The organism is Paenibacillus puldeungensis (assembly GCF_042678945.1).
In the GTDB taxonomy this organism is placed as follows: domain Bacteria; phylum Bacillota; class Bacilli; order Paenibacillales; family Paenibacillaceae; genus Fontibacillus; species Fontibacillus puldeungensis.
On sequence record NZ_JBHTLM010000012.1, the window covers coordinates 1 to 21,511 of the forward strand.

At 40.1% G+C, this 21,511-nt stretch carries 25 protein-coding genes and 2 pseudogenes; 2 read left to right on the forward strand and 25 right to left on the reverse strand.

Going from position 1 to position 21,511, the window contains the following annotated elements:
• Positions 1-155 (forward strand): annotated as a pseudogene (locus tag ACFQ3W_RS26070) (IS4 family transposase); the annotation flags it as partial.
• A gap of 68 nt (positions 156-223) precedes the next feature.
• On the opposite strand, the gene ACFQ3W_RS16040 reads toward ACFQ3W_RS26070, so the two are convergent.
• From ACFQ3W_RS16040 to ACFQ3W_RS16100, 13 genes are all read right to left on the reverse strand, one after another.
• Positions 224-604 carry an HIT family protein gene (locus ACFQ3W_RS16040; protein WP_379320254.1) on the reverse strand — a complete coding sequence of 127 codons (381 nt, stop codon included), beginning with the start codon at positions 602-604 and terminating at the stop codon, positions 224-226.
• A 114-nt stretch (positions 605-718) separates the two neighbouring features.
• Positions 719-1,114, reverse strand: coding sequence for a VOC family protein (locus ACFQ3W_RS16045; protein ID WP_379320255.1), 396 nt, complete (start codon positions 1,112-1,114; stop codon positions 719-721).
• Between the two features lie 112 nt (positions 1,115-1,226).
• Positions 1,227-1,712: an AAA family ATPase gene (locus tag ACFQ3W_RS16050; RefSeq protein ID WP_379320256.1), complete on the reverse strand. Its 486-nt coding sequence runs from the start codon at positions 1,710-1,712 to the stop codon at positions 1,227-1,229.
• A 279-nt stretch (positions 1,713-1,991) separates the two neighbouring features.
• Positions 1,992-2,978, reverse strand: coding sequence for a GNAT family N-acetyltransferase (locus ACFQ3W_RS16055; RefSeq protein ID WP_379320257.1), 987 nt, complete (start codon positions 2,976-2,978; stop codon positions 1,992-1,994).
• A complete protein-coding gene (locus ACFQ3W_RS16060; protein WP_379320258.1) occupies positions 2,975-3,541 on the reverse strand; it encodes a class I SAM-dependent methyltransferase in 567 nt (188 codons plus the stop codon). Before ACFQ3W_RS16060 ends, ACFQ3W_RS16055 begins: the two co-directional genes overlap by 4 nt.
• 192 nt (positions 3,542-3,733) lie before the next feature.
• Positions 3,734-4,159 carry an NUDIX hydrolase gene (locus ACFQ3W_RS16065; protein WP_379320397.1) on the reverse strand — a complete coding sequence of 142 codons (426 nt, stop codon included), beginning with the start codon at positions 4,157-4,159 and terminating at the stop codon, positions 3,734-3,736.
• A 253-nt stretch (positions 4,160-4,412) separates the two neighbouring features.
• A complete protein-coding gene (locus ACFQ3W_RS16070; RefSeq protein ID WP_379320259.1) occupies positions 4,413-4,883 on the reverse strand; it encodes an NUDIX domain-containing protein in 471 nt (156 codons plus the stop codon).
• Between the two features lie 243 nt (positions 4,884-5,126).
• Positions 5,127-5,615 (reverse strand): GNAT family N-acetyltransferase, encoded by a 489-nt coding sequence (locus ACFQ3W_RS16075; RefSeq protein ID WP_379320260.1) that lies wholly within the window; start codon positions 5,613-5,615, stop codon positions 5,127-5,129.
• 277 nt (positions 5,616-5,892) lie between these two features.
• Positions 5,893-6,576: a class I SAM-dependent methyltransferase gene (locus ACFQ3W_RS16080; protein ID WP_379320261.1), complete on the reverse strand. Its 684-nt coding sequence runs from the start codon at positions 6,574-6,576 to the stop codon at positions 5,893-5,895.
• Between the two features lie 226 nt (positions 6,577-6,802).
• The gene (locus ACFQ3W_RS16085) at positions 6,803-7,072 is read right to left on the reverse strand and encodes a hypothetical protein (protein ID WP_379320262.1); all 270 of its coding nucleotides are present in this window, start codon (positions 7,070-7,072) and stop codon (positions 6,803-6,805) included.
• Between the two features lie 447 nt (positions 7,073-7,519).
• Positions 7,520-8,452, reverse strand: coding sequence for a phosphotransferase enzyme family protein (locus ACFQ3W_RS16090; protein ID WP_379320263.1), 933 nt, complete (start codon positions 8,450-8,452; stop codon positions 7,520-7,522).
• A 146-nt stretch (positions 8,453-8,598) separates the two neighbouring features.
• Positions 8,599-9,366, reverse strand: coding sequence for an SPL family radical SAM protein (locus ACFQ3W_RS16095; protein WP_379320264.1), 768 nt, complete (start codon positions 9,364-9,366; stop codon positions 8,599-8,601).
• A gap of 180 nt (positions 9,367-9,546) precedes the next feature.
• A complete protein-coding gene (locus ACFQ3W_RS16100) occupies positions 9,547-11,814 on the reverse strand; it encodes a poly(ethylene terephthalate) hydrolase family protein (RefSeq protein WP_379320265.1) in 2,268 nt (755 codons plus the stop codon).
• A 39-nt stretch (positions 11,815-11,853) separates the two neighbouring features.
• Here ACFQ3W_RS16100 and ACFQ3W_RS16105 point away from each other — a divergent pair, with 39 nt between their 5' ends.
• On the forward strand, positions 11,854-12,216 hold the full coding sequence (locus tag ACFQ3W_RS16105; RefSeq protein WP_379320266.1) for a response regulator: 363 nt from the start codon (positions 11,854-11,856) through the stop codon (positions 12,214-12,216).
• A 25-nt stretch (positions 12,217-12,241) separates the two neighbouring features.
• On the opposite strand, the gene ACFQ3W_RS16110 is transcribed toward ACFQ3W_RS16105, so the two are convergent.
• From ACFQ3W_RS16110 to ACFQ3W_RS16165, 12 genes and pseudogenes are all read right to left on the reverse strand, one after another.
• Positions 12,242-12,676, reverse strand: a complete 435-nt coding sequence (locus tag ACFQ3W_RS16110; protein ID WP_379320267.1) for a GNAT family N-acetyltransferase — start codon at positions 12,674-12,676, stop codon at positions 12,242-12,244.
• A gap of 231 nt (positions 12,677-12,907) precedes the next feature.
• Positions 12,908-13,803 (reverse strand): annotated as a pseudogene (locus tag ACFQ3W_RS16115) (RCC1 domain-containing protein).
• 625 nt (positions 13,804-14,428) lie between these two features.
• Positions 14,429-14,905, reverse strand: a complete 477-nt coding sequence (locus ACFQ3W_RS16120; RefSeq protein WP_379320398.1) for an NUDIX hydrolase — start codon at positions 14,903-14,905, stop codon at positions 14,429-14,431.
• Positions 14,906-15,556: 651 nt separating this feature from the next.
• Positions 15,557-16,096, reverse strand: coding sequence for an NUDIX hydrolase (locus ACFQ3W_RS16125; protein ID WP_379320268.1), 540 nt, complete (start codon positions 16,094-16,096; stop codon positions 15,557-15,559).
• Positions 16,097-16,123: 27 nt separating this feature from the next.
• Positions 16,124-16,390, reverse strand: a complete 267-nt coding sequence (locus tag ACFQ3W_RS16130) for a hypothetical protein (protein WP_379320269.1) — start codon at positions 16,388-16,390, stop codon at positions 16,124-16,126.
• Between the two features lie 202 nt (positions 16,391-16,592).
• The gene (locus ACFQ3W_RS16135; protein ID WP_379320270.1) at positions 16,593-17,078 is read right to left on the reverse strand and encodes a GNAT family N-acetyltransferase; all 486 of its coding nucleotides are present in this window, start codon (positions 17,076-17,078) and stop codon (positions 16,593-16,595) included.
• A 499-nt stretch (positions 17,079-17,577) separates the two neighbouring features.
• A complete protein-coding gene (locus tag ACFQ3W_RS16140; protein WP_379320271.1) occupies positions 17,578-17,781 on the reverse strand; it encodes a hypothetical protein in 204 nt (67 codons plus the stop codon).
• A gap of 239 nt (positions 17,782-18,020) precedes the next feature.
• On the reverse strand, positions 18,021-18,566 hold the full coding sequence (locus tag ACFQ3W_RS16145) for a GrpB family protein (protein ID WP_379320272.1): 546 nt from the start codon (positions 18,564-18,566) through the stop codon (positions 18,021-18,023).
• Positions 18,567-18,781: 215 nt separating this feature from the next.
• The gene (locus ACFQ3W_RS16150; RefSeq protein WP_379320273.1) at positions 18,782-19,114 is read right to left on the reverse strand and encodes a hypothetical protein; all 333 of its coding nucleotides are present in this window, start codon (positions 19,112-19,114) and stop codon (positions 18,782-18,784) included.
• A 240-nt stretch (positions 19,115-19,354) separates the two neighbouring features.
• Positions 19,355-19,879 carry a histidine phosphatase family protein gene (locus tag ACFQ3W_RS16155; protein WP_379320274.1) on the reverse strand — a complete coding sequence of 175 codons (525 nt, stop codon included), beginning with the start codon at positions 19,877-19,879 and terminating at the stop codon, positions 19,355-19,357.
• Positions 19,880-20,094: 215 nt separating this feature from the next.
• On the reverse strand, positions 20,095-20,583 hold the full coding sequence (locus ACFQ3W_RS16160; protein ID WP_379320275.1) for an NUDIX hydrolase: 489 nt from the start codon (positions 20,581-20,583) through the stop codon (positions 20,095-20,097).
• A 532-nt stretch (positions 20,584-21,115) separates the two neighbouring features.
• Entirely contained in the window at positions 21,116-21,457 is a 342-nt protein-coding gene (locus tag ACFQ3W_RS16165) for a hypothetical protein (protein WP_379320276.1), read from the reverse strand.
• Between the last annotated feature and the right edge of the window lie 54 nt (positions 21,458-21,511).

Here is a 21,511-nt window from a genome sequence, read left to right on the forward strand (position 1 = left end):
CCGCACTTCAACAACTCATGAGTTTATTTATCGAAATGTCCCAAGCTAAAACGAAGAAGAACAAAACAGCTGTTTTTTGTCAACTACAGGACTGGATCTCTGGTTTGCCCAGCTATATCAAGGGTTTATTTGGAGATTTGAGCTGCGAAAGTTGAGTTAATAATTTTTAATGTCATTTTCTATTTGCTCCGTTCTATCAGAAATGAAAGTCTTGATGGTTATTTCAATTGCGTAGGTTTCGTTTAAATTTACTTTTTGTCTCTTTGAGCCTTGTTTCTGCATTATGTTCAATAATTGGATCAGACCAAGAAAAGCCATCATTCTTGTACCGAGGAATTAAATGCATATGATAATGATGTAAGTCGTTGAATATACCACCATTCTGACAGATGGTAATTCCATCAGGAGTAAATATATCTTTTATAATTCCAGACATCTTAACTGAGGTTGTCATTATTTCATTCAAAGTTACTTCATCTATCTCTTCTAATTCATGAAAATGCTTCTTAGGTAGAATTAAAAGATGACCTTCATTGAAAGGCTCGATATCTAACACACAAGCTATATATTCATTCTCATAAACTACCTGTACATCAGGCTCCATGTGATTAGCTATCCTACATCCGAGACAATCCAAATTGCTCACCTCGTCTTTTACTGTTTTTCAGAATTTAAGCTAACGTTCTTGTATTCACGAACCTAAGAATCTCATAACAATTTAGTAAATCAGTTCACAGTCGTGATGCTCCCAAACATCAAATAAATTTCCATCTAGATCTTCTAATACAAAAAACTTTCCGTACTGACCTTCATCACTTATACTCCCGACTTTCACATCTTCTGATTTTAAATAGGTATGTAAAGATTCAATATCATCAGTGAAAAATGTTACAACCCATCGTTTCTTATTATCGACTTCAAAAACTGCCCTTGTTTCATTATCACTCTGTATTAAATCAAGGATCGGCCTGTTTCCCCTAAACAAACTTAAGTAGCCTTCCCTCTTGTTTCTGATATTGAACCCAAAATGCTTAACAAACCATTTCGCCGATGTCTCAATATTGGCAACTGGAATAACATTATAAGCAATTCCTAGGATCCTTCCATTCTCCATGAAATAACCTCCAATATGTTGTTAACATGTTTCATGCTATGTTATATAAAGTTCTGGAATTCACGAAACGTCTCAGCCTTAGGTGGCTCTTATCTCGAAATACCTTAATAATCTACCAGTTTTTTATTATCCAATCTTTTATTTCTTTCGCCACTTCTTCTGGTGGTAACATTGAGGTGTCTATGGTTGGCATGGGTGGATTAAAAGCACGATCTGAGTTTATTAATAACCAGTTTGCAAAGTTCTTATGTTCTTCAATTAAGGTTTCTTCCCATCCTCTGGATCTTAATCGTTGTTCACGCGTTTGATCATTACAATGCAAATTAATATACAGTATCCTATCAAACTTATCTTTATATTCCGCCGATTCTATATTCTCTGGCACCATTGTTCCGCACAAAACTGTACCACGACCGCTTAATGAAATACTATATGCTATTCTCAACCAATTAGCTTTAGCTACTTGCCAATCTATATTATTAATAATATCCATATCAAATACATCAAAATCGGGTAGTAATTTGCGCAGCAATGAACTTATAGTAGTTTTTCCTGTTCCACTGGCACCTGTAACAACAAATAAAGGTAATTTCTTCATACACTTCACCTCTTATAAATAGTTGTTTTAAGGCAACTAAGATCCGGCTCGGAAAAGCGGTAGCCGTTGACGATAACTGTCTGCAGAGCCTTTATAGCTTTGTAGACGATGCCATGTTTGAAACCGCGTTTTTTCACACGAAGCCCCACACCGCTGTCCACTTTGAAAAGCTGTAGAGATTTCGACCGCCCCTACTGGAGTGCGAGATTGATACAAATTGGAAGACCTTAATTTTGTTCTTTTCAGGGGGTGCAAAACTGCCGAGGGGGGTGCAAGCCCTCAAAGAGTCATTTCCATACAGCGTTTTCTCCAAAGACGCTCATAATCTTTATGTGGAACAATCCTCTTTGAAAGGTCAATCGGGTTTATGATACCTTCATCTTTGCACCAGCATACATCAATCTCATAAGAACGCATGTCAAGATCATCTTCATCCCAATATACGGGAACACTATCCCATCCGGCGAGGTGAGCGGCAACGGCTCGGGTATGCCCATCAGTCATTAAGATTCTGCCGTCAAACCGTTTTACTGGAATGGGGTCGAAATTCTCCATATCATCAGGAGTAAACCACTCCCTGACAAGCCTCAGTTTGCCCTCGCTTATGTATAGTTGACTCGGCTGAAGCTCCGTAAGGGGGAAGGTAAATTGTTGATCTGCCGGAACCTTGACCCTGCGGCGTTCTATGAACTCCTGTCGTGTGAGGCGGTAGTGGTATTGCCACTGGCCTTTTTGTGGTTGTGGTTCCAACGGTTCTTCCAAAACCCGTGTAAACCCGTGCTTCTCCCACATGCGCTGTGAGCGGATGTTATAATCTTCGCAGAAACAATGCAAAACGTCTACATATTCGCCGCAGAACGCGAAGTCTACTATCATACCGATGAACTGTGTACCGATTCCCTTGTTCCAGTAAGCTTTCTCCCCGATGGACATATCAATCCTGCGGACGTCAAGGGTTTCGGGGTACATGGCTTTCACATCCGGCAGATTCATCTTTTGTAGCCAGCACTCGCCGATGGGTATATTATTTACCTCAATCAAGAAACAAAATGCATTTTGCGAAACTCCACCGTATATCTGATGTACCGTGTCCGCACCGTATGAAAGGTTGGTGCCCGCTGTACCTCCTTCAGTCCAGTATAACACCTCCGGGTCGGCACACCATTTGTACAACAGCGGCAGATGCTCGTCGCACAGCGGAAGCAGGACAATATCAACGTCGTTGCCGCCGTACAGGGTAATGTCGTGAGTTTTTATGATACTCATTTATATCTCTCCTTCCGTGCGGAAAACCCTATCCATTGTGGCAAAGCCGCAAAGGGGTTACGTTTCCAGTCGAATTTCTTATAATCGTCTGCTTCGGCTTCCACAAGCGTTTTATACCACCAGCAGTCGAAAGAGCCCAACTGAGAATGAAATTCCTCTATGTGCTTGATTAATAGCCCTGCGTCAAGCATTGCATTTACCAAATCCATGATGCGCCAAGAATAAGTCGGAACTTCACCAAATGGGCCGGTGTCTTCATACAGCTTCTTAACCTGAAACTGCATTTTATCAGCGGCATCACTGTCGAACGGTCGGATAAACGGATGTGTCTCGAACATGATGTAGCTTCCCCCAGGCTTCAGAACACGGGAAAAATTATGGTACATGGCGGCAAGGTCGTTAATCCACACATGCACACCGTTTGATGTGTAGACAAGGTCATATTCACCGTCTTTGATATGTTCAAGCGTCATGCTGTCGTCGCATATAAATTCGATATCCCAGCCTGATGCGTGATAAGACAGCCTCGACATATTCTGGACAAAGGATAAGTCGCTTGCCAACCCTGATAATCTCCCCTCGCCTGACGTCCTTGTGGATGAAATCATTGACAAGTATTCATGAACTGAGGGAACAGCTGTGTTAAATTTTGTTTTTCCTCGCATCAAATCGTTACATAAATTCAAACACCAACTAAACACCAAGGGCTTCGTTACAGCGCTGAAAAGTCCTGTAGTATCGGGCTTTCCGCTGTATCAAAGTCTTTTTTTTTCAAAAATCTTATCCTTACTCATCTTAACTTGTTCTATCATATGACCAATATTACCTTCACCTGCAAACAATGACATATCGAAAAAGTCTTTATTTAGATCGGACCAGTATAATTCATTTTCATCCCCGAAGACCTCTACATCATGATCTAACTGGCCAACATAAACTTCCACGTAACATTCATGAATATAGTATTTGAAGTCCATTAAATGATATAGAATTACATCTTTATTTGATATGTTAGTCTCTTCAAGTAATTCTCTATAAGCTGCCATAATGCCCGTTTCTCCGCGTTCAATCTTACCACCGACAAGATTACTTAAACCTTTATATGGATCCCTTGATCGCTTACACATAAGTAATTTATCCATATCTTTGTTGTAAATCATGAGCACATTATAGCCTTGCACTTTATGATCCCCCCTTTTAAGATCATTCAATATTGTCTGCTTGTTATTTAATATATTGTGCTGTTTTCCAATGTCGTTTTTGTATTTTGCAAACCCCACAGCTATAAGTGAGCAATGATTGGCATAAGACTAAGGCATGCAGGTCCGATCGCCTTTTTCCACTTCCAGGCTTCATAACTTCTGGGATCCAGGGAGACTTAGGGTACGTAGCGTGAATACAACGTTTTACGACGTAATGGCTTTCAACGGATTCTCATTCAAAAATTGCTCTTTCATTTCTGTCCTTTATAAAGATTTCTTTGGGATAGGGATTAGCTATTGGGGGGATTTCATCTTCGTTGAAGTATTTTAGTTCTTTGATTTCATCATTATCAGGAGTCAATTCTCCTCCTATACATATACATTCAAATACAATTGTTAAATACTCGACCTTATGACCATTTTTATATGTAAATCTATGTTTCTCTCCCCCAAAAACACCTATTAATCGTTCTGGTCGAACGATTAAACCTGTCTCTTCTAAAACTTCTCGGCAAACCGCTTCGGAAGGTGTTTCTCCAATTTCTATAGCTCCAGCGATCAACCCCCAATTATCCTCACTATGTTTTCTCCCAAAGAGTATTTCATTGTTTTCATTTCGAATAACTCCAACAACCGCAGGCATAAATATCAATTCAGATCCAAATTTGTTTCTTAGGTTTGCATAATATTCTGACATTCCCATTTGAATAGACCTCCTTTATGTTTGATCTTATTTTTAGGAATTATCCCGTCTAACAATGTTGCATTCACGACGCCTCATTGGCTAAAAGCCACCAAGCCAGGTATCTCCCACTCTTAGTCGTCCGGTGAATCTGCTCCCCGAAACTTCTCTTCCTTGCCAATGGTGGTCTTGCCGATCAGCTGCGTCCGTTGAATGCGATATTAGATGATGCTAGCTCCTTCTTTGAGCTTAATTCTAATTAATTTATATTTTTTCCTTTACATTGTATTCATACTGTATAAGTTGATCGTTCTTACCTAAATATTCTTCCATTCCATTTCTACTTATTTCCTTGTATCCTATCTTCTCTAGCATTCTTCTAGATCGAGTATTTGATTCATGTGTTTCCGCATAATAAGTTGTTATCCCTAGATTTATTGAACCATAACTCATCATACAAATAGCAGCTTGATATCCAATCCCTTTCCCCCATAATGTAGTTTCACCAATGGCTATACCCAATTCAGCAGTTTTGTCTTTTATACAGGCTAAATCAACGTAGCCAATTAATCCCTTATTAGCATTAGCCTCAATTCCCATTCGAATAAAATCGTCTGGAGGTGTGTTTACATATCTAGCCCACCAGTTATATATTTCTTCAGAACTTCTATTTTTTACCCATCCATTAGCAGAGCAAAAAATGTCATTCTTGCTCCAGGATAATACTGAATTACAGTCTTTCATTGTTATCATTCTTAGAATTATTGAAGTAGTAATGATGCTTCTTCCTTTCAAAATCTTTGGTTGGTTTGCTTTAGTATATATAATTGCGGAGATTCTAATAACGTTTCCGCATTCACGCTGAAACAGAACCTTAAATTTTGTATAGGAACCGCTGCCGCTTGCGGCAGTTAAACGGTTGAATGTGTTCGGTGAATGCTTCCCAGAAGTGCCTCTTCCTGACAAAGAAGAGCTTGCCGATCAGTTTAAATGCGATGTTACCAAATGTTAGGTTCTTTCAATGAGATGCCTACAAATGTTTCCACCAAATGCCTGCGCACTCTGGTACTATAGACCATTGATTCTGAATTATTTTATCTATTAATTCCTGCCCAAAGAAAAATTCTGTGTTCTTTATTGCATCATCTACACTCTCAAAAATATAATCAGTTCTCACCCATCGATGATCAAAACCGTATTTATCTTGTAATAATGCATAATACGAAGTCAAAAACTCAGGTGGATTTGGCGTTTCATATCCCGTTCCCATCGTCTCAAATATGATTATGCTTCCATTCGGTTTTAGAACTCGTTGTAGCTCTGTAATTATTAGATCAAGATTCTGTTCCCAGCCACTTTCATATGTATTTGTTAAGTAGCTTATACTCCACCCAGATACTACTAAATCAATTGATGCCTCAGGTACTGGCAACTCCCTATGATCCGACACTACAGTTTTCCAATTCAATGAATAGTTATTACTCATTAGTTTCTTCTCTAATACTTCCAACATCGGACGTGAAATATCAGTACAAATAAGCGATTTTGCCAGCGGAGCAATCACAGTAGATAGTCTTCCTGAGCCCGCCCCTAAATCTAATACATCCAAATATTTAAATGGTCTAATTTCATTGATTATGTCAGCTAAATTGGGTTGACGACTAATCATAGCATCGTACAATTCTGATTGGTTTAGGTAAACATTATTTGACATCAAAACAACACCTCACTTGTAATGTTATTGCTTTGTTTCGTTTCCCATGATTAACCCCTCACAAAACTCACACTGATTTCTGATAACGTTTCCATTTTCGGATGTGTCCCGGCAATCACTTTTTCGACTATCTAACACCTATGTCTCTTTAATTTTAGCCACATTCAAATGGTTCTTCATTAATCTTTTGTCTTTAAACTTTACGGTACACATAATGCTTCTTGTCTTACAAACCTGACCGTTTGATTTCCGCAATTGCATCGGGGCTAAGTGAAACCACTGTTTTTAAGCTTGTACAGATCCGTTCGATAATGTCCATTCGCCGTCCATTTCTCCAAGCCTCACTTTTGTAGAATGAATCTAAGGTTAAGTTCAGATGGACTAAGCTTTCAAAAGACCGTATCAAGTAGTACGCATTAGGGTCGTGAAGAGAATTGCCATAAGCAACAATGTCAATACCATTTTTAATATGCAACGGAACACTCATTTCTTTCATGATTCTATGAAATTCAACACCCGTCCCAGGCTTCAATGTTTACAGAAGAATCTCGATTATTCTATTCATATTAGGCTCCTTCGAATCTTTAGATTTGGCTATACTTTTTTGCGCATTTAGGCTTTAGTCACTTGAATTCGTTTAGTCGGATACTTCTTTCTGATCTGATAAGCTCTCTAGACTAGATGATTTACCATTTGTATAAGAAAACCGAGTGTGGTAAACACTCGGCTATACGTTGACTTGGATGGGGAAGGATCATGATCGTTATTGCATCTTTCAACTCTACAGATTCACTTCCTATCGAAGGGAAGCCATACCACCCAAAATTCAATTACACTTCCTTATTCTACCACATCATTCCAATAAATATTAGAATGTTTGTTCGTGTATACCGGGAAATCCATCCCGGGGACCTGTGACGTATGGCCCGATATGCCTCGGATGTCATGTAGTTAATTCTATTTGACACTGATCCTTCCATTTTAATAACCAATCAAGTTGATTATTAATAAAGTTTTCATCAACACAATCAAGTCCATAAATCTCAATTATGGTAGCCTGGAGCTGATAGTGCATGATAGAAACTAAATCATCAAATGCAAACAATTCACTTTCTGAAAGAGTTTGGTACTGTAAATAACCAGTTAAAAATCTCTTGAAAATCTTTCTAGTTTCTTTATATCCATTATCATCATAACTGAAATAGTCCGTACAATTACACACCATCATTATGTCATACATAGGAAAAGCTCTACATGAAGTATCAAAATCTAAAAGATACATATTCCCTTCTGGGGTTTGATGAATGTTTCCGCGATTAAGATCACCATGACAATAACCATACGGAAGACTCTTGACCTTTTCCCATAATAAATCTCCATACTCTATATATGTTTTCAGCTTTTCCTCTGGGTACTTTTTTCTCCTTAGTATTTCTATATATCTATCAACAAAAAAGTATTTGTTACGAGATATCAAATGGCCAGGGTAATTCTGCATAATACTGTGAAATTCCCCTACTAAACAACCAATCTTTTCTGCATCCTTATTCATATCAGGTTCTTGACCATCAATATATTCATATAAAATATAGAGGTGTTTCCCATTATCATGATCTACACTAATATATGGAGTTTCGTATTTAGTAAAAATAATTTGTGGTACAGGAAAATGATTGTTATACAAAAATAAATGAATATCAACTGACTGCAGAGCAGTATCCAAAAATTCCGGTCGAATTATTCTTAGAAAAAAACGTTTACTGTTTGAATAAACATTATATGATAGACTACCGCCATCACGGGTGAAAATGATCTCATCAAATTTAGTGGAATAGTTATTATTAATTTCACTTAGTATTCGAGCATCATTGATCATAGAAATACAACCCTCCTTGTAATTTTCGCTGATTTCCGATAACGTTCTCGTATCTACCAACCCGAAAGGCCCAAGGCGCGTATGCGCCGGGTGGCTTAGCCACTTCAGCCTTCAGGGTTGTGAACTGAAAGTTTACAGAAGTTACTTTACTCAAAAACAAACTTTACTCGTTGATCTTCACACCACTTTTCTCTTACCTGATCATAGTAAACATCCATATTTTTATTAATTATATTATTATAAGTGCTAACTAATTGAGGGTAGTTATGTCTAATAAACTTTTCTAACGTTGGCCCCGTGTTTTTTCCTATTCTAACTTTATCTAAAAATACGGGTATGTCTTTATCTAGAGCATTAATCATTAAATCTACGTCTGTTATTCCGGGTAAAATCGGAGTAATAAATGTCCAAACATTAATTCCCATTCTATGCAACTCATTTGCTGTCTGTATATTGCTCATCAGTGAATAATCATCAACCTTCTTCAACTGTTCCAGGTTAGATAATCCTAAAAGCAGAGTGAATTTATCCCCCATCGGTTTAACCACATCGAGATCTCTATAGATTAGTTTTGACCCGGCTTTAGTTGTGACCATACACTTTACGTTTAACTTACTTAATTCGATTAAACATTTCCTCGTTAATTGATATTTTCGCTCAATTTCCATATAAGGATCACACTTACTTCCCAAATATACGATATCTTCTTTATTCCAGTGAATTAATTCTTCATTTAAGATATCCGCAATATTGAGTTTAACATTTAAGTTGTTATTCCAATTATCATCTTCTAGCTGGAAACAGTACGGGCACCCGATTGTACATCCATCATACGGATCAATTATTGGTAATGTTGCACCGTCAGGGGGATATTCATTTGTCATTGCACTACTAACACGTATTTCTTTAAGCATTTTTAACCATCTCCATTCGTTCGTTTATACAAAGATGGTACGTTAATCCCAGAAAAAAATATAGACTTATAATATCCATTCTGTTATGATGTTAAATAAGGTCTTGAAAAAAATACTCATACAAACCCTGAGTTCTTAATGAACTCAGGGTTTTATTTTTTCGTTTTCGGTTGATTTCAGCTAACTGTTGTGGATGCCAATGTCGCGGATCAGCACTACTCCTTTATCCGTTTTGTCAAATATAAAGCCGATTCCGCTAAGCCGCTCTGGCTGAAATTTGGGATTCGCTTTTTGGAAGTCGGCCAGCCGGAAGGCAAAGTTTTGGAATACCGGCTCCTTCGCCGGCAGTGACCAACTGAACGGCCATTTGACAATTTTGCTTTCGAATATCGGCAGCAAGCTTCCGAAAGTGCTTAAAGGCAGCGCCGCAACGTTGCCGTTTGCATCAACGGCCTGTACCGTCAAGTCAACGAGCGCTTCCTTCGCATCGGTCGCCTCTTTCTGATCGTCCCTGTCTGCCATCGAAAACACGATCGAGCTGTTTGCCTGCGTGCCGATCCCGGCACCGCCACCCGGCAAAGCAATCTTGTAAGCTGGAACGCCGGTTTTTGCTGCGCGATCCCAACCTAGATGAACGGCGCTGTATTGAACCGGCGCAAATTTCATCTCAACTTTGCCTTCCTTCCACTCCTTAAGATGCTCCCCAGAGAGCCGTCCGCCAGCCAACGTTGTTGTGTTCAGATCGATATCTTCGTCAAAGCTGGCGACCACCTTCGTCTGAGAGTCCATATAATCGCTTATGTACATCGTATCCGGCAACCATTCCCGGGCATACCCGAGATCCTGGAATACGGTGCGGTACTCGCGTTTCCCGTTTAAAGTCGAATCGAGGAACGACGAAACGAGTACTTTGGCCGCTTGCAGCTGCTCCTCCTGCGATATGAGCTGAGCCGTGTTGTAAAGCTTGTTACCGAGACCGACGCCGTCGTACCGTCCCCAAACGGTGTTGAATTGTCCGTGGTTCGCTCCGTACATATATACGGCCGCTTTAAAATAATCTCCGCCCGAAAACCCGACCCGGCTGTATTGGCTTGCCCCATCGAACGAGCTGACATCCATGTCGTGCGATCCCTGCAAGGCCAAATAGTTCAAATCGTTCAGCACCGTTGGTTGCCCGGCCGGCTTGTATTGCCCGTCCGTACCCGCAAGCGAAATGACGGAACGGATGCCGAAATGGTAATCGAACTTGATGTTGCCGTTTTCGGGGTAAGCCTGCAGCTTGTTGTACGCCGCCGCCACCGTTACCGCTTCGCCGCCGCGAGAATGCCCGATCAGTGCAACCCGGTTCAAGTCCACTTTGCCGTAGAACGGGTTACCCATCGTGACGTTCCATTCCTTCCATGCTTTCAAATGCTCAAGCATAAGCCAGCCGCGCGCCGAGTTTTCCTTTTCCAGCGCATTGATCATAGACAAGTCGTCGTATGGCGACGTATTGAGGAAATTTTCATCGATTGATACAACAATGTAACCGCGGCTTGCCAGCAATTGACCAAGATATTCGTAACCGGGATCCGAATAATCGGTTGCGAGATGGTTGCCGTGCACGACAACGACGATTGGAAACGGACCTGCTCCGTCGGGATACCAAACCAGCCCGTTCAACGGCATCGCTTCCGGTCCAAAGCCAAACGTTTTCGTGCGGAGCGACGACCATTTCTCGACAAAAGCCGATCCGTCCACCGGTTTCGTCACAAGCGAGCCTTCCGCATTAAACTGTTTTCTGTAGCTGTTTGCACTTCCATACGTTAACGTCTTTACTTTATACGATCCTGGTTCCGCCGGATTCGCCATCGTCGTCTTATAGCGGTCCGCCGGCTTTACCGACTGTAGTCGGTACGGTTTTGCCAAATCCGCGCTGCCGTTTTCCACTAGCCAGTAACCGCCGATTATGATGAAGCAGAACGTGAATGCCGCTAGAACGCCAGCCGTCGCTTTCGAAATGGTCTTCGCCCCCCGGTACGCTCCGCATATCCACCTTGCGACTAACGCACCTAGCAAAGAAACGGAGGCAATCACCGACAGCGTGATTAGAAACGTAAGCTGCAGCGGGCCGATAAAGCTGATGAACAGCAGGCAGAAGGAAACAAGTGCCAGCCAAACATAACGCGAAGGCATTTTTTTAGCCCAGTGCAGCAGCCCGGCGGCGACGCCGGCGATCAGGACAATTGCAAGCAGGAATACGGCTGACCCCGTGACATAATCCACCGCGCCTCGCGACCCGATCAGATAATACGCCTGGACAAGGTAAATGCAACCGGCCGAGGCAGCCAACGCAATGAGAGCCCCCTTCCAGCCCGGCGTGAGCGGAGTAATTCGCTTGAACAGGGCCAGAAGGCGGGCGAACCGTTTCGGAGACGGTTCCTGTGGGGTCAATTCAGTTTGTGCCATAAGACAACCTCTTTTCACCATTAAATATGTTTTTCTCCATTGGACATTGCTCATTATAGAAACCGTTTCTTTCCGCCGACTTTCACTTTTCTTAAAACGATTTTACTTGTCGACGACGAACCGGATATCGTCGATTTGCATAAGCTTTTTCTGGAAAAAGATTTCGACGTGCTCGGGGCACACGACGGCCATGCGGCAGTAGAGTTATTTTCACGGCATTCGGTCGATTTAGCTGTGATCGATATCATGATGGGGGTTAAGAGAAGCGCAGCGACTGGGTCGAAGACTTATCCTCGCAGGGTTGATTTCCTGATTCCGCTTCATGGCTCCTTATCTTCTGGCGATCCAAGGAGCATTCAGGCTACGCAGCGAAAGATACAATACAGTGTTATCCGAAGTTAACGACCTTCTTGAAACACTTTTAGGTTTATTCCAATTCCTTATTAAATACTAAGTCTTCTTTTTGGTGATATCCTGCTTTTTCATATGTTTTTATTGCCTTTGTATTCTTTAATCCTGTCAAAATCTTTATATTCTTTACTCCAGCATTCTTAAATATTTCTTCTAATAGTTCTATCATCCTTACAGCCAAGCCATTCCTTCGGGCAAATTCTTGTATGTACATTTCTGTAATTTCAGCCTGAGACTCTGCATAGCAAAACGATTTATAAATTTGTCCGCATGCAAATCCCACGATTTGCTCTTCCATTACTGCTACTACAATTGTTTCTCTTGTATTTAATAGATCCGTTTTCACCTCTTCTATACTTCGCCGAACCCCATTAAATTGGAAATTCAGTTCTACTAAAGACGGAATATCCTCTTGAACAATTTCACGAACGAGTAATTTTGGCGCTGACAAGGAAGTGCCTCCTTAAAAGGTTTTAAATGTTTTTTTCTATCATTAATTTCAGATAAAGTTCCGTATATACGAACCCGAGAACCTTAAGCCTCCACGAGGGCGACCGCGATGCGGTTAGGTTCGTAGGGTTGTCGCCTGAATCCGCTCCCTAGAAATGTCTCTCGGCGACCTAGCAGCCATAAAGCTGGGATGCATGAATGCAATGTTATAAGAAGTCAGGGGGCATCTTCGCTAAATTCCGGGCAGTTGGATGCCGCACCTGCCGCTTACATCGCATTGTCCATATTCATTATCACCAACAGCAATCACCGTACCGTCCGATTTAAGACCGACGGTATGGGCACAACCCGCCGTAATCGCCATAATATTGCGCCAATCATTTACATTACATTGGCCATACTCATTCCAACCCACTGCCGTCACCGTACCGTCCGATTTAAGACCGATGGTATGGCTACTACCCACCGCAATCGCCACAATATCGTGCCAGTCGCTTACATCGCATTGGCCATGTTTATTCCAACCCACTGCCATCACCGTACCGTCCGATTTAAGACCGATGGTATGAAGATAACCTGCCGCTACCGCCACAATATCGCACCAACCGCTCACATTGCATTGGCAATATCGATTATTACCAGCAGCAATCACCGTGCCGTCCAATTTAAGACCGATGGTGTGCCAATCACCCGCAGCGACCGCCGTTATATCATGCCAACCGCTTACACTGCATTCACCTTCATTATTTCGGCCCACAGCTACCACCTTGCCATCCGATTTAAGCCCAATGGTACGACACCAACCTGCCGTAACCGCTACAATATCGCGCCAGTGTTTACATTGCATTGATTATGCTTATTCCAACCCACAGCCGCCACAGTACCGTCCGATTTAAGACCGATGGTATGAGCATTACCTGTGTTCGTCGCCATATGAACATTACTAGCCGCAATCGCCGCAATATCGCGCCAGCCGCTTACATCACATTGACCATATTTATTATCACCCACAGCAGTCACCGTTCCGTCAGATTTGAGCCCCACGGTATAACGACGACCCGCTACTATAGTTTCTTTAGGCCACCGTTTCACCTTTAATAACGCTTCTTTCGGTGAAATGTAATCCATATCTTACCTCCCTAAAAACAAGAGCTATTTTATTCTAAAGAAGACATCTCCAATATCATCCGTTATATCATGCTTGATAAGCCTAGCCCTATCCATGGTCAATAATTATGAGTAATCAATATCAGTAGTATTAGAGTTAATTCCAAACAGCGATACGATTCCCGATGACATTAAACCTCAATCTTGAGCTAAAGAATGTTGTTGTGGAACCTTCCTGAATGACTCTCAAATTCATTTTTCACTTTTATTATCATTTGGTTCTGAGGGGTATTTTATCGATACTAATTTCACCTTATTGGTTATATCCTCATATTCATAGGTAGCAAAATAGATTTGATCAACTTTAATCAAATTCCACAAGTTTCCATCATTAATTTGTATTTTGAATATTTTAGCATTCTTATCATATGGATTCTTTGCTTCAAGTTCCATCTGAGATTTCGTATAACGTTCTTGTATTCACGAAACGCCCAAGCCTTAGATACCTCTTATCTTAGGCTGGGGCGTTTGTTGTCTGAGCTTCTTTTATGATTATACATCTGGACAATCAAGGGGCGATAGTCCCGATGCGTGAATGGGGTATTATATGATGTGAAAGTCACACAGTTTATACAATCAAAATTTCTTACTGATATTCAATATAATGTTTAATGATATTGGTCTGACTAAGATCCTTAAGATCTTCTTTCAATCTCTCTGGATATACCTCTATATTCTGCAACTCTTGAATATGGAACCACTTGAAGATAAGTCTTCCTCCATCCTCTATTCCATTAAATTCTCCGTTCATGCCTACTATCTCATGACCTTCTGGAAAGGAAAATAAATAATAAAACCCTATCTCATGATAGTTCAAATCGTCGTATTCAAAAAAGTCTTCATTTATGAAAATCAATCGATCTATCTTTATGTCTATATCTAATTCTTCCTTGATCTCTCTAACTAAAGTCTTGTCAGTTGATTCCTGAAATTCCACACGACCACCTGGCAAGGTCCAAAAATCATCCTTTAAGGTTGTATGTAACAAAATCCTATCATTATGTATTACTATTCCTACCACTCTAAAATTAAATTTGTCTCTGTCTTGTGTAAATGAGATCATCAGAATCACCTTTCTTTATTTCATTTATGATTTCGATCCGCTGCTTTTTCATATGACGTTCTTGATTCACGAACCTTCACTGGCTTAGGGTGCGTAAGCGCCGGGTCCGACGGACTTAGCCAGTGAAGGGCTGTCTGATGATTCCACTCCCCCCGAAAATCCTCTGAAGACTAAAAAGCCGTAAAGCCCGCCGAGTGAATACGGTGCTATACGCTGTTACTGTCTATTGTGCGGGGATCCATGATACCAAATGCCCATAACTCACCTCATGTCTTTTCATGTTTTTATTCTTAATATGTATTGCAGTAGTTGCGCACTACATCCCGTATTCACGAACCCAAAAAGCTTAGGCGGCAACATCGCCGGATACGCTTGCGCAATTAACCCCGCAGGGCTGGTTGCCTGAGTATACTTCCTCGCTTTTTTCTCTTCGGGCAATCCTAGAGCCAAAGGTCCGCAGCGTGAAAACTGTGTTATAAGATGTCACGCCCTCTACGAAATATTCAGTTTAACTGTTCATCTCCCATCATTCAGAAATCCTCCTGCAAATACGATTAGCGTTCAAAATGGCCTAGCTTATTACGATCTCTAGTCATGATACTTTCATATATTTATTCAATTGCCCTCTTGCGCTACTTCCCACATATTAAATTAAATATGCCTTTGAATCTTTACGTTAAATTCTGACATTGTCGGAGTAATATACTCAATATAATTCACCGAGCCAGTATAATTTAAATAAGCTTCATAGCGAACTCTAATGGTTGGTAGAGTAATGAAATCCAAGACTTTGTCCCTTGGAACCCAACGACAGTCGCTTGTTTCATCAGAGGTAGTAATCTCTCCTCCCTCAACTTTACATACGAAATCAAACATGACCTTCGTCGGAACATCAGTTGCACCATCATACCACTTATGCATTACTGTGCTTGAAACAACATTAATCAAATGGCTTACGGTTGCGTCTATTCCACTCTCCTCTTTGATTTCACGAATCACACCATCAATCAGATTTTCCCCAACTTCAGTAATTCCACCAGGATATACCCAGCCATCATCATGAGCTTTTACCAATAAGATATTTCCGTTTCCATCCTCTACAATTCCGCCAGCAGAAACGATATGTGTTGGAAATGCCATTTTTAAAACCTCCATATCATCACATTCTCTTATTTTTTCAATTTTGTTCATGTGCAATACAACTTAGTAAGGAGATTATCATTTCTTTTTTGATTTATGAAAAGCCATTTTCCTTTCTACTTCTGTTTCTTCATAATTACCATTAGAATCTAACCGGAATCTATCAAATCCAACCGTAAGCAATTGGTACGGCTTCCTGTCTTTATTTTTGTAATACAAAATGGCTTCAGGTACATTCTGATTTGTTAACTCAGGTACAGATTTATATTTGTGATTCTTGGGTTGAGGGATCTTTATAATCTTATCTCCATTGAAAGGAATAAATATCTGCATCCAGTCATACATATCACTCTTTCAATTTTTTATTTATCCTGATTTCACATAACATTCCCGCATTCACGACGTTCAAGCAGCTTAAGGCACGTAAGTGCCGGGTGGCTCTGCCACTTAGCCGGTTGAATGTGTCCGGAGAATTAGCTTCCCCGAAATGCCCCTTCCGGACCAAGGGTCGGGCTTGTCCCGGCTCGCATTTCACATATTTATTATTTTAAACTAACTTCTTTATATATCTAATTTGGTCTCTATTATCGATAAAGACCCTGTCTAGCATTTTAAACCCTGCACCTTCATAAAAATTACGAAGTCTTGGTCTAAAAGTACCACAGTTCAATCGTAGTGATTCAATACCTCGTTCTCTACATAATTGTTCAGCAGAATATATTAGCTTTCTGCCAAATCCTTTACCGCAATATTCTCTACATACAGCTAATTTATGTAAATATCCAGATTCATTTTTTCTTAATTCAGACCAAAAAAGGGGATCATAACACTGAATAACATATACTCCTATCAAGTTACTATCATCATAACAAAGCCGCATCTCTTCCATACTATACTTTTCAAGTAAAGCTTGTACTGATACATCATTAGCTTTCCACATGGATAGACCTTTTGAATTCAACCATTCCGATGCCTCAATTAATACTCTTGAAAATATTCCCACATTACCTCTATTCACTTTCACAATATTCATTTAAACCACCCCCAATAATACTTCATTCACAGAATTTTACTTTCTATTTATTTCACTTCTCGCTAAAGTAATCAGGATCGTCACCGTATTTTGGTATTTTTTGCTTTTTATCCTTTTTGATTTTATTGAGTTTCAGGCATTTCACCTAACATTCTCGTATTCACAACATCCTACCACCTCAAGCCCGAAGGGCGGCCGCGATGCGGTTAGGTGGTAGGATGTGTCCGGTTGAATTGCTTCCTTTGCTACTGAATTACTCCAATCGAATTCTCTTCTCTACTTCTGCCGGACCGAGGGCGAATGCCCGATGCATGAATTTGGTGTTAGCTGAAGTTTATGCCATCTCGAAACACTTTCACAACCTATTTTCTGTTCTATTATTTTACTTTTCTAATGCTTTTCTTGTCCTTCACTTAACTTCAAGTTCTTTATTTTTTTGATTACTACTTGATGTTTTAACTATTTTCTTAATTTTATCCTCAAAACACCCAATCAAAATTTAAATTGTCCCTAACACACTAAATGTGATTCCATAATAAGTTAGCTGTAATTTATGTGTTTCATCTAAGGCACTCCAATACTTCCCTTTGTCTGAATACCATGATGTAACTAATGGTAAATAATTTACTGCTTGAATATGTGCCGTAATATAGAGAACTAATCCAAAAAATAAGAATGATATTCCACCGAGAATTTTCCTCATGAATTTACCTCCAGTTCTTTTCTGATTTCTATTCAAGCATAAATTTCGGCTAAGGTTCTTGCATTTACAACGCCCCACCCACCTTAAGGTCCCGTTAGGGACCGGCTGCTACGCAGTTAGGTGGTGCGGGTGTGTCCGCCTGATTTCGCTCCCTTGATGCCAACTTCAGGCGGACCGAGGGGCTTTAACCCCGATGCGTGATGCGGTGTTAGCCGATGCCATTGCCACCATTGAGAAACTTACAAGTCTGACCTACCTGGTTTCCAACCGACTTCCTGAGACCAAATGTGAGACTTTTGTATTATATTCCATACGATCGGATCTTTACCTTCAACATATTTAGGCCATTCATTCTTAAATAATTTCATCAATCGATGTTTTTCCTCGGCATATCTCAAGCAATCTTCCGGATGCCCCCTAAGATAATCTCTAAAAAGTATAGTCATTTGTTCTGAAAAACTTCCTAGTTGTCTTACGTGAATATGAGTTCTTCTTGCCCCAGGAACTTCCCTAAAATATCTCTTCGTCTTGTCTGGATTTTCTTCACGAAGTACAAATCCAACAGCTTTGATTTTATCCTTATAGACCAGTACATCCTCGAAATCCAGGACAGAGATCTGAATATCTATGATCGGTTTTGCATCTAGTCCAACAACTGACGTCGAACCAACATGATCTATCCGGACTGCAAGGTCCCCCAATGATTCCCTTAATTTCATTCCAGTTTCAAGGAACAGATTTCTCCATTCTGGATCATGTTTCGCTATTCTCCATTGATCTTCCATGAAATTGCTCCTTTGAAATAAATCTCTGCAATGGTTTCACCTAACGTTTCCGTGTTCACGAGGTCCCACCGCCTTAAGGCCACATAGTGACCGGCAGCGACGCGGTTAGGTGGTGAGGAGTCCTGGCAATAGCTTCCTCGACTTATCTCTCCCGGGACCCAGGCAGTTGTCCGCCGATGCCCTTGCATCCTTTATTACATTCAAATTATTGTTACTTAGCATTCAAATGACGGCAAATCTTTTATCTCCTCATTAAAGATAGCTTCCCAAGTAAACCAATCATCAGAACTTAATACACCAACAATTTGTAAACCAGAGGGTTCCACTGAAGCATATAGATAATACTCTGACTTCCCTTCCTCGCCAAACCAAGCTTGAACATTATTATTTATTATTTGCATTGGAAGTTTTGAATATATGACTGCAAGTTTATCCCAGGTTTCCTCGCTAAAGTTACTGAAGTCTAAACAATACACTCTATCTATCCTAATCTTGGGTTCGTTAATAATTTCGCTGTTATCATAAAAACAAACTGACAAACCAATCATCTCCTATAGCAAAACCAAAGTACTTAGTGGTTTTTGAATAATTCCTCGCAGCGGTTTCATCTAAACGTTCATGCATTCACGAAACGCCCCAGCCATAAATTACTCTTATCTTAGGCTGGAGCGTTTGTTGTCTGAGTTTCTTCCATGATTATACATCTGGGCAACCGAGGTACGGTAGTCCAGATGCGTGAATATGGTGTATCTGCTATTCCTCGCTTCCTGGATTAATCTCAAATTCTTTTATTTTCTATATTCAATAATATAGGCATGCGGAATGTCATCAATTTCATATTGAGTTCTAAAAGCCATTCCATGCCCTACAATTATTACATGATCATAGTTCAAATATTTATTGATGACTCCATCCATTCGTGCTTTCATCATTGGTTTGGACTCCCATAGTCGGGTTTCACCCACAGGATAATTTCCGTTATTTAAATCAAAATCAGTTCCGAGTTTTTTCAATTGTTCTAATGAATCATATTGAAATGTTAGATCGGGTTGCCATTCTCTTAAATCAAACTCAACCTGAATCTCAAGATATAATTCCTTTGACAAAATTGCAGCTGTTTGCAATGCTCTTGTATACGGTGATGAAAGTATTAATTGAGCATTCTGAAGTCTTTCGTCTTTGGATGCCTTATAGACTTGCTCAACTCCAAGTTGAGTTAAAGGGACTAGATCCCTACCATGGCCCTTAAGTTTGTATTTCTCATTAATATCCCAATCTGGTTCACCGTGACGAACAAGATAAAAGGTAGTCATAGTTTCCCACCCTCCTTTTTGAATTTAGAGCCATTCGAGGAATTGCAGATAACGTTTCCGCCTTCTTCGAATTACTCTGTTTAACTGTTCCTTTCCCTCTCCACAAATCCTCATGCAGACACGATTTATTTTGAAAATGGCTATTACGACCTCAATTTATGATACTTATATATATTATTCTATTGCCTCCTTACACTATTGCCCCAAATGTGCAATTAAACATGTCTTTGAACCTTTACATTAAATTCTGACGTTGTCGGAGTAATATACTCAATATAATTTACCGAGCCGTTATAATTTAAATAAGCTTCATAGCGAGTTCTAATGGTTGGTAGAGTAATGAAATCCAATACTTTGTCCTTGGGAACCCAACGACAGTCGCTTGTTTCGTCAGAGGTAGTTAACTCTCCTCCTTCAACTTTACATACGAAATCAAACATGACCTTCGTCGGGACATCAGTTGTGCCATCATACCACTTATGTATCACTGTGCTAGAAACAATATTAATCAAATGACTTACGGTCGCATCTATACCACTTTCCTCTTTGATTTCACGAATCACACCATCAATTAGATTTTCCCCAACTTCAGTAATTCCACCAGGATATACCCAGCCATCATCATGAGCTTTTACCAATAGGATATTTCCGTTCCCATCCTCTACAATTCCTCCAGCAGAAACGATATGTGTTGGAAATGCCATTTTTCATCCTCCATTTCATCATATTTACTTATTTTTTTCGACTTTGTTTCCGTACAATTCTACCTTTTGTTCTTCTTAGTGTGAAGATCATCATTTCCTTTTTGATTTTTTGCGGTGATTTCTTATAACTTTCTTATATTCACGAAACGACCCAGCCTTAGATAGCTTTATCTTAGGCTGGGTCGTTTGTTATCTGAGTTTCTTCCATAATTATGCATCTGACAACCAAGGGGCAGTTGCCCCGTAACGTGAATAGGATGTTATCCGAAGTTAATGCCTCCATTGAAATATCCATCAATAGTTTGTCACTCATTTTCGAACTGGGTACCACCTCAACTCTTCCAGATTTGTATAGTTTGGTCTTGCAAATCTATATTCATATAGAATCTTTCCCTCCTGGTTTAAAGCTTTTGGAGTCAAGTCCAACAAATTGATAGTTTTATTCCATGAAAAAGTAATAGGTTCCCCTAATACCACTTTTTTTCTTTGCTTTTCTCCTTCAGGCCCTGCTTCTAACAGAGTCACTTCAGGGTCAGTTACTATTAAACACAGTTGCCTGTTCTTCCTCTTCCGCTATAGTGACTCCACCAATTGTTTTCACAGGATCGCTATTATGGAAGAAATATGTTGATGCCCTGGAAACCCAAAGAAAACTAAACTTCTTATTACTAATAGCTGTTACAGATTTTTCTTTTGAATTAAATATATAGACTTTACCCCAGTTATAATCTACCTGATCAAGAAGAATTGCATCTTTTGGTACAAAACTATTCGCTCTTGCAGCACTTAACCCGTTAGTTCTATACCCACCCCAATAAATACTGACAAGCACTAGAAAAGCAATAATAACTAGCGGTATTAATCTGTTTTTCATCTTTTCCCCCTATGCATTAATTTCATATAACGTTCTTGTATTCACGAACCCGAG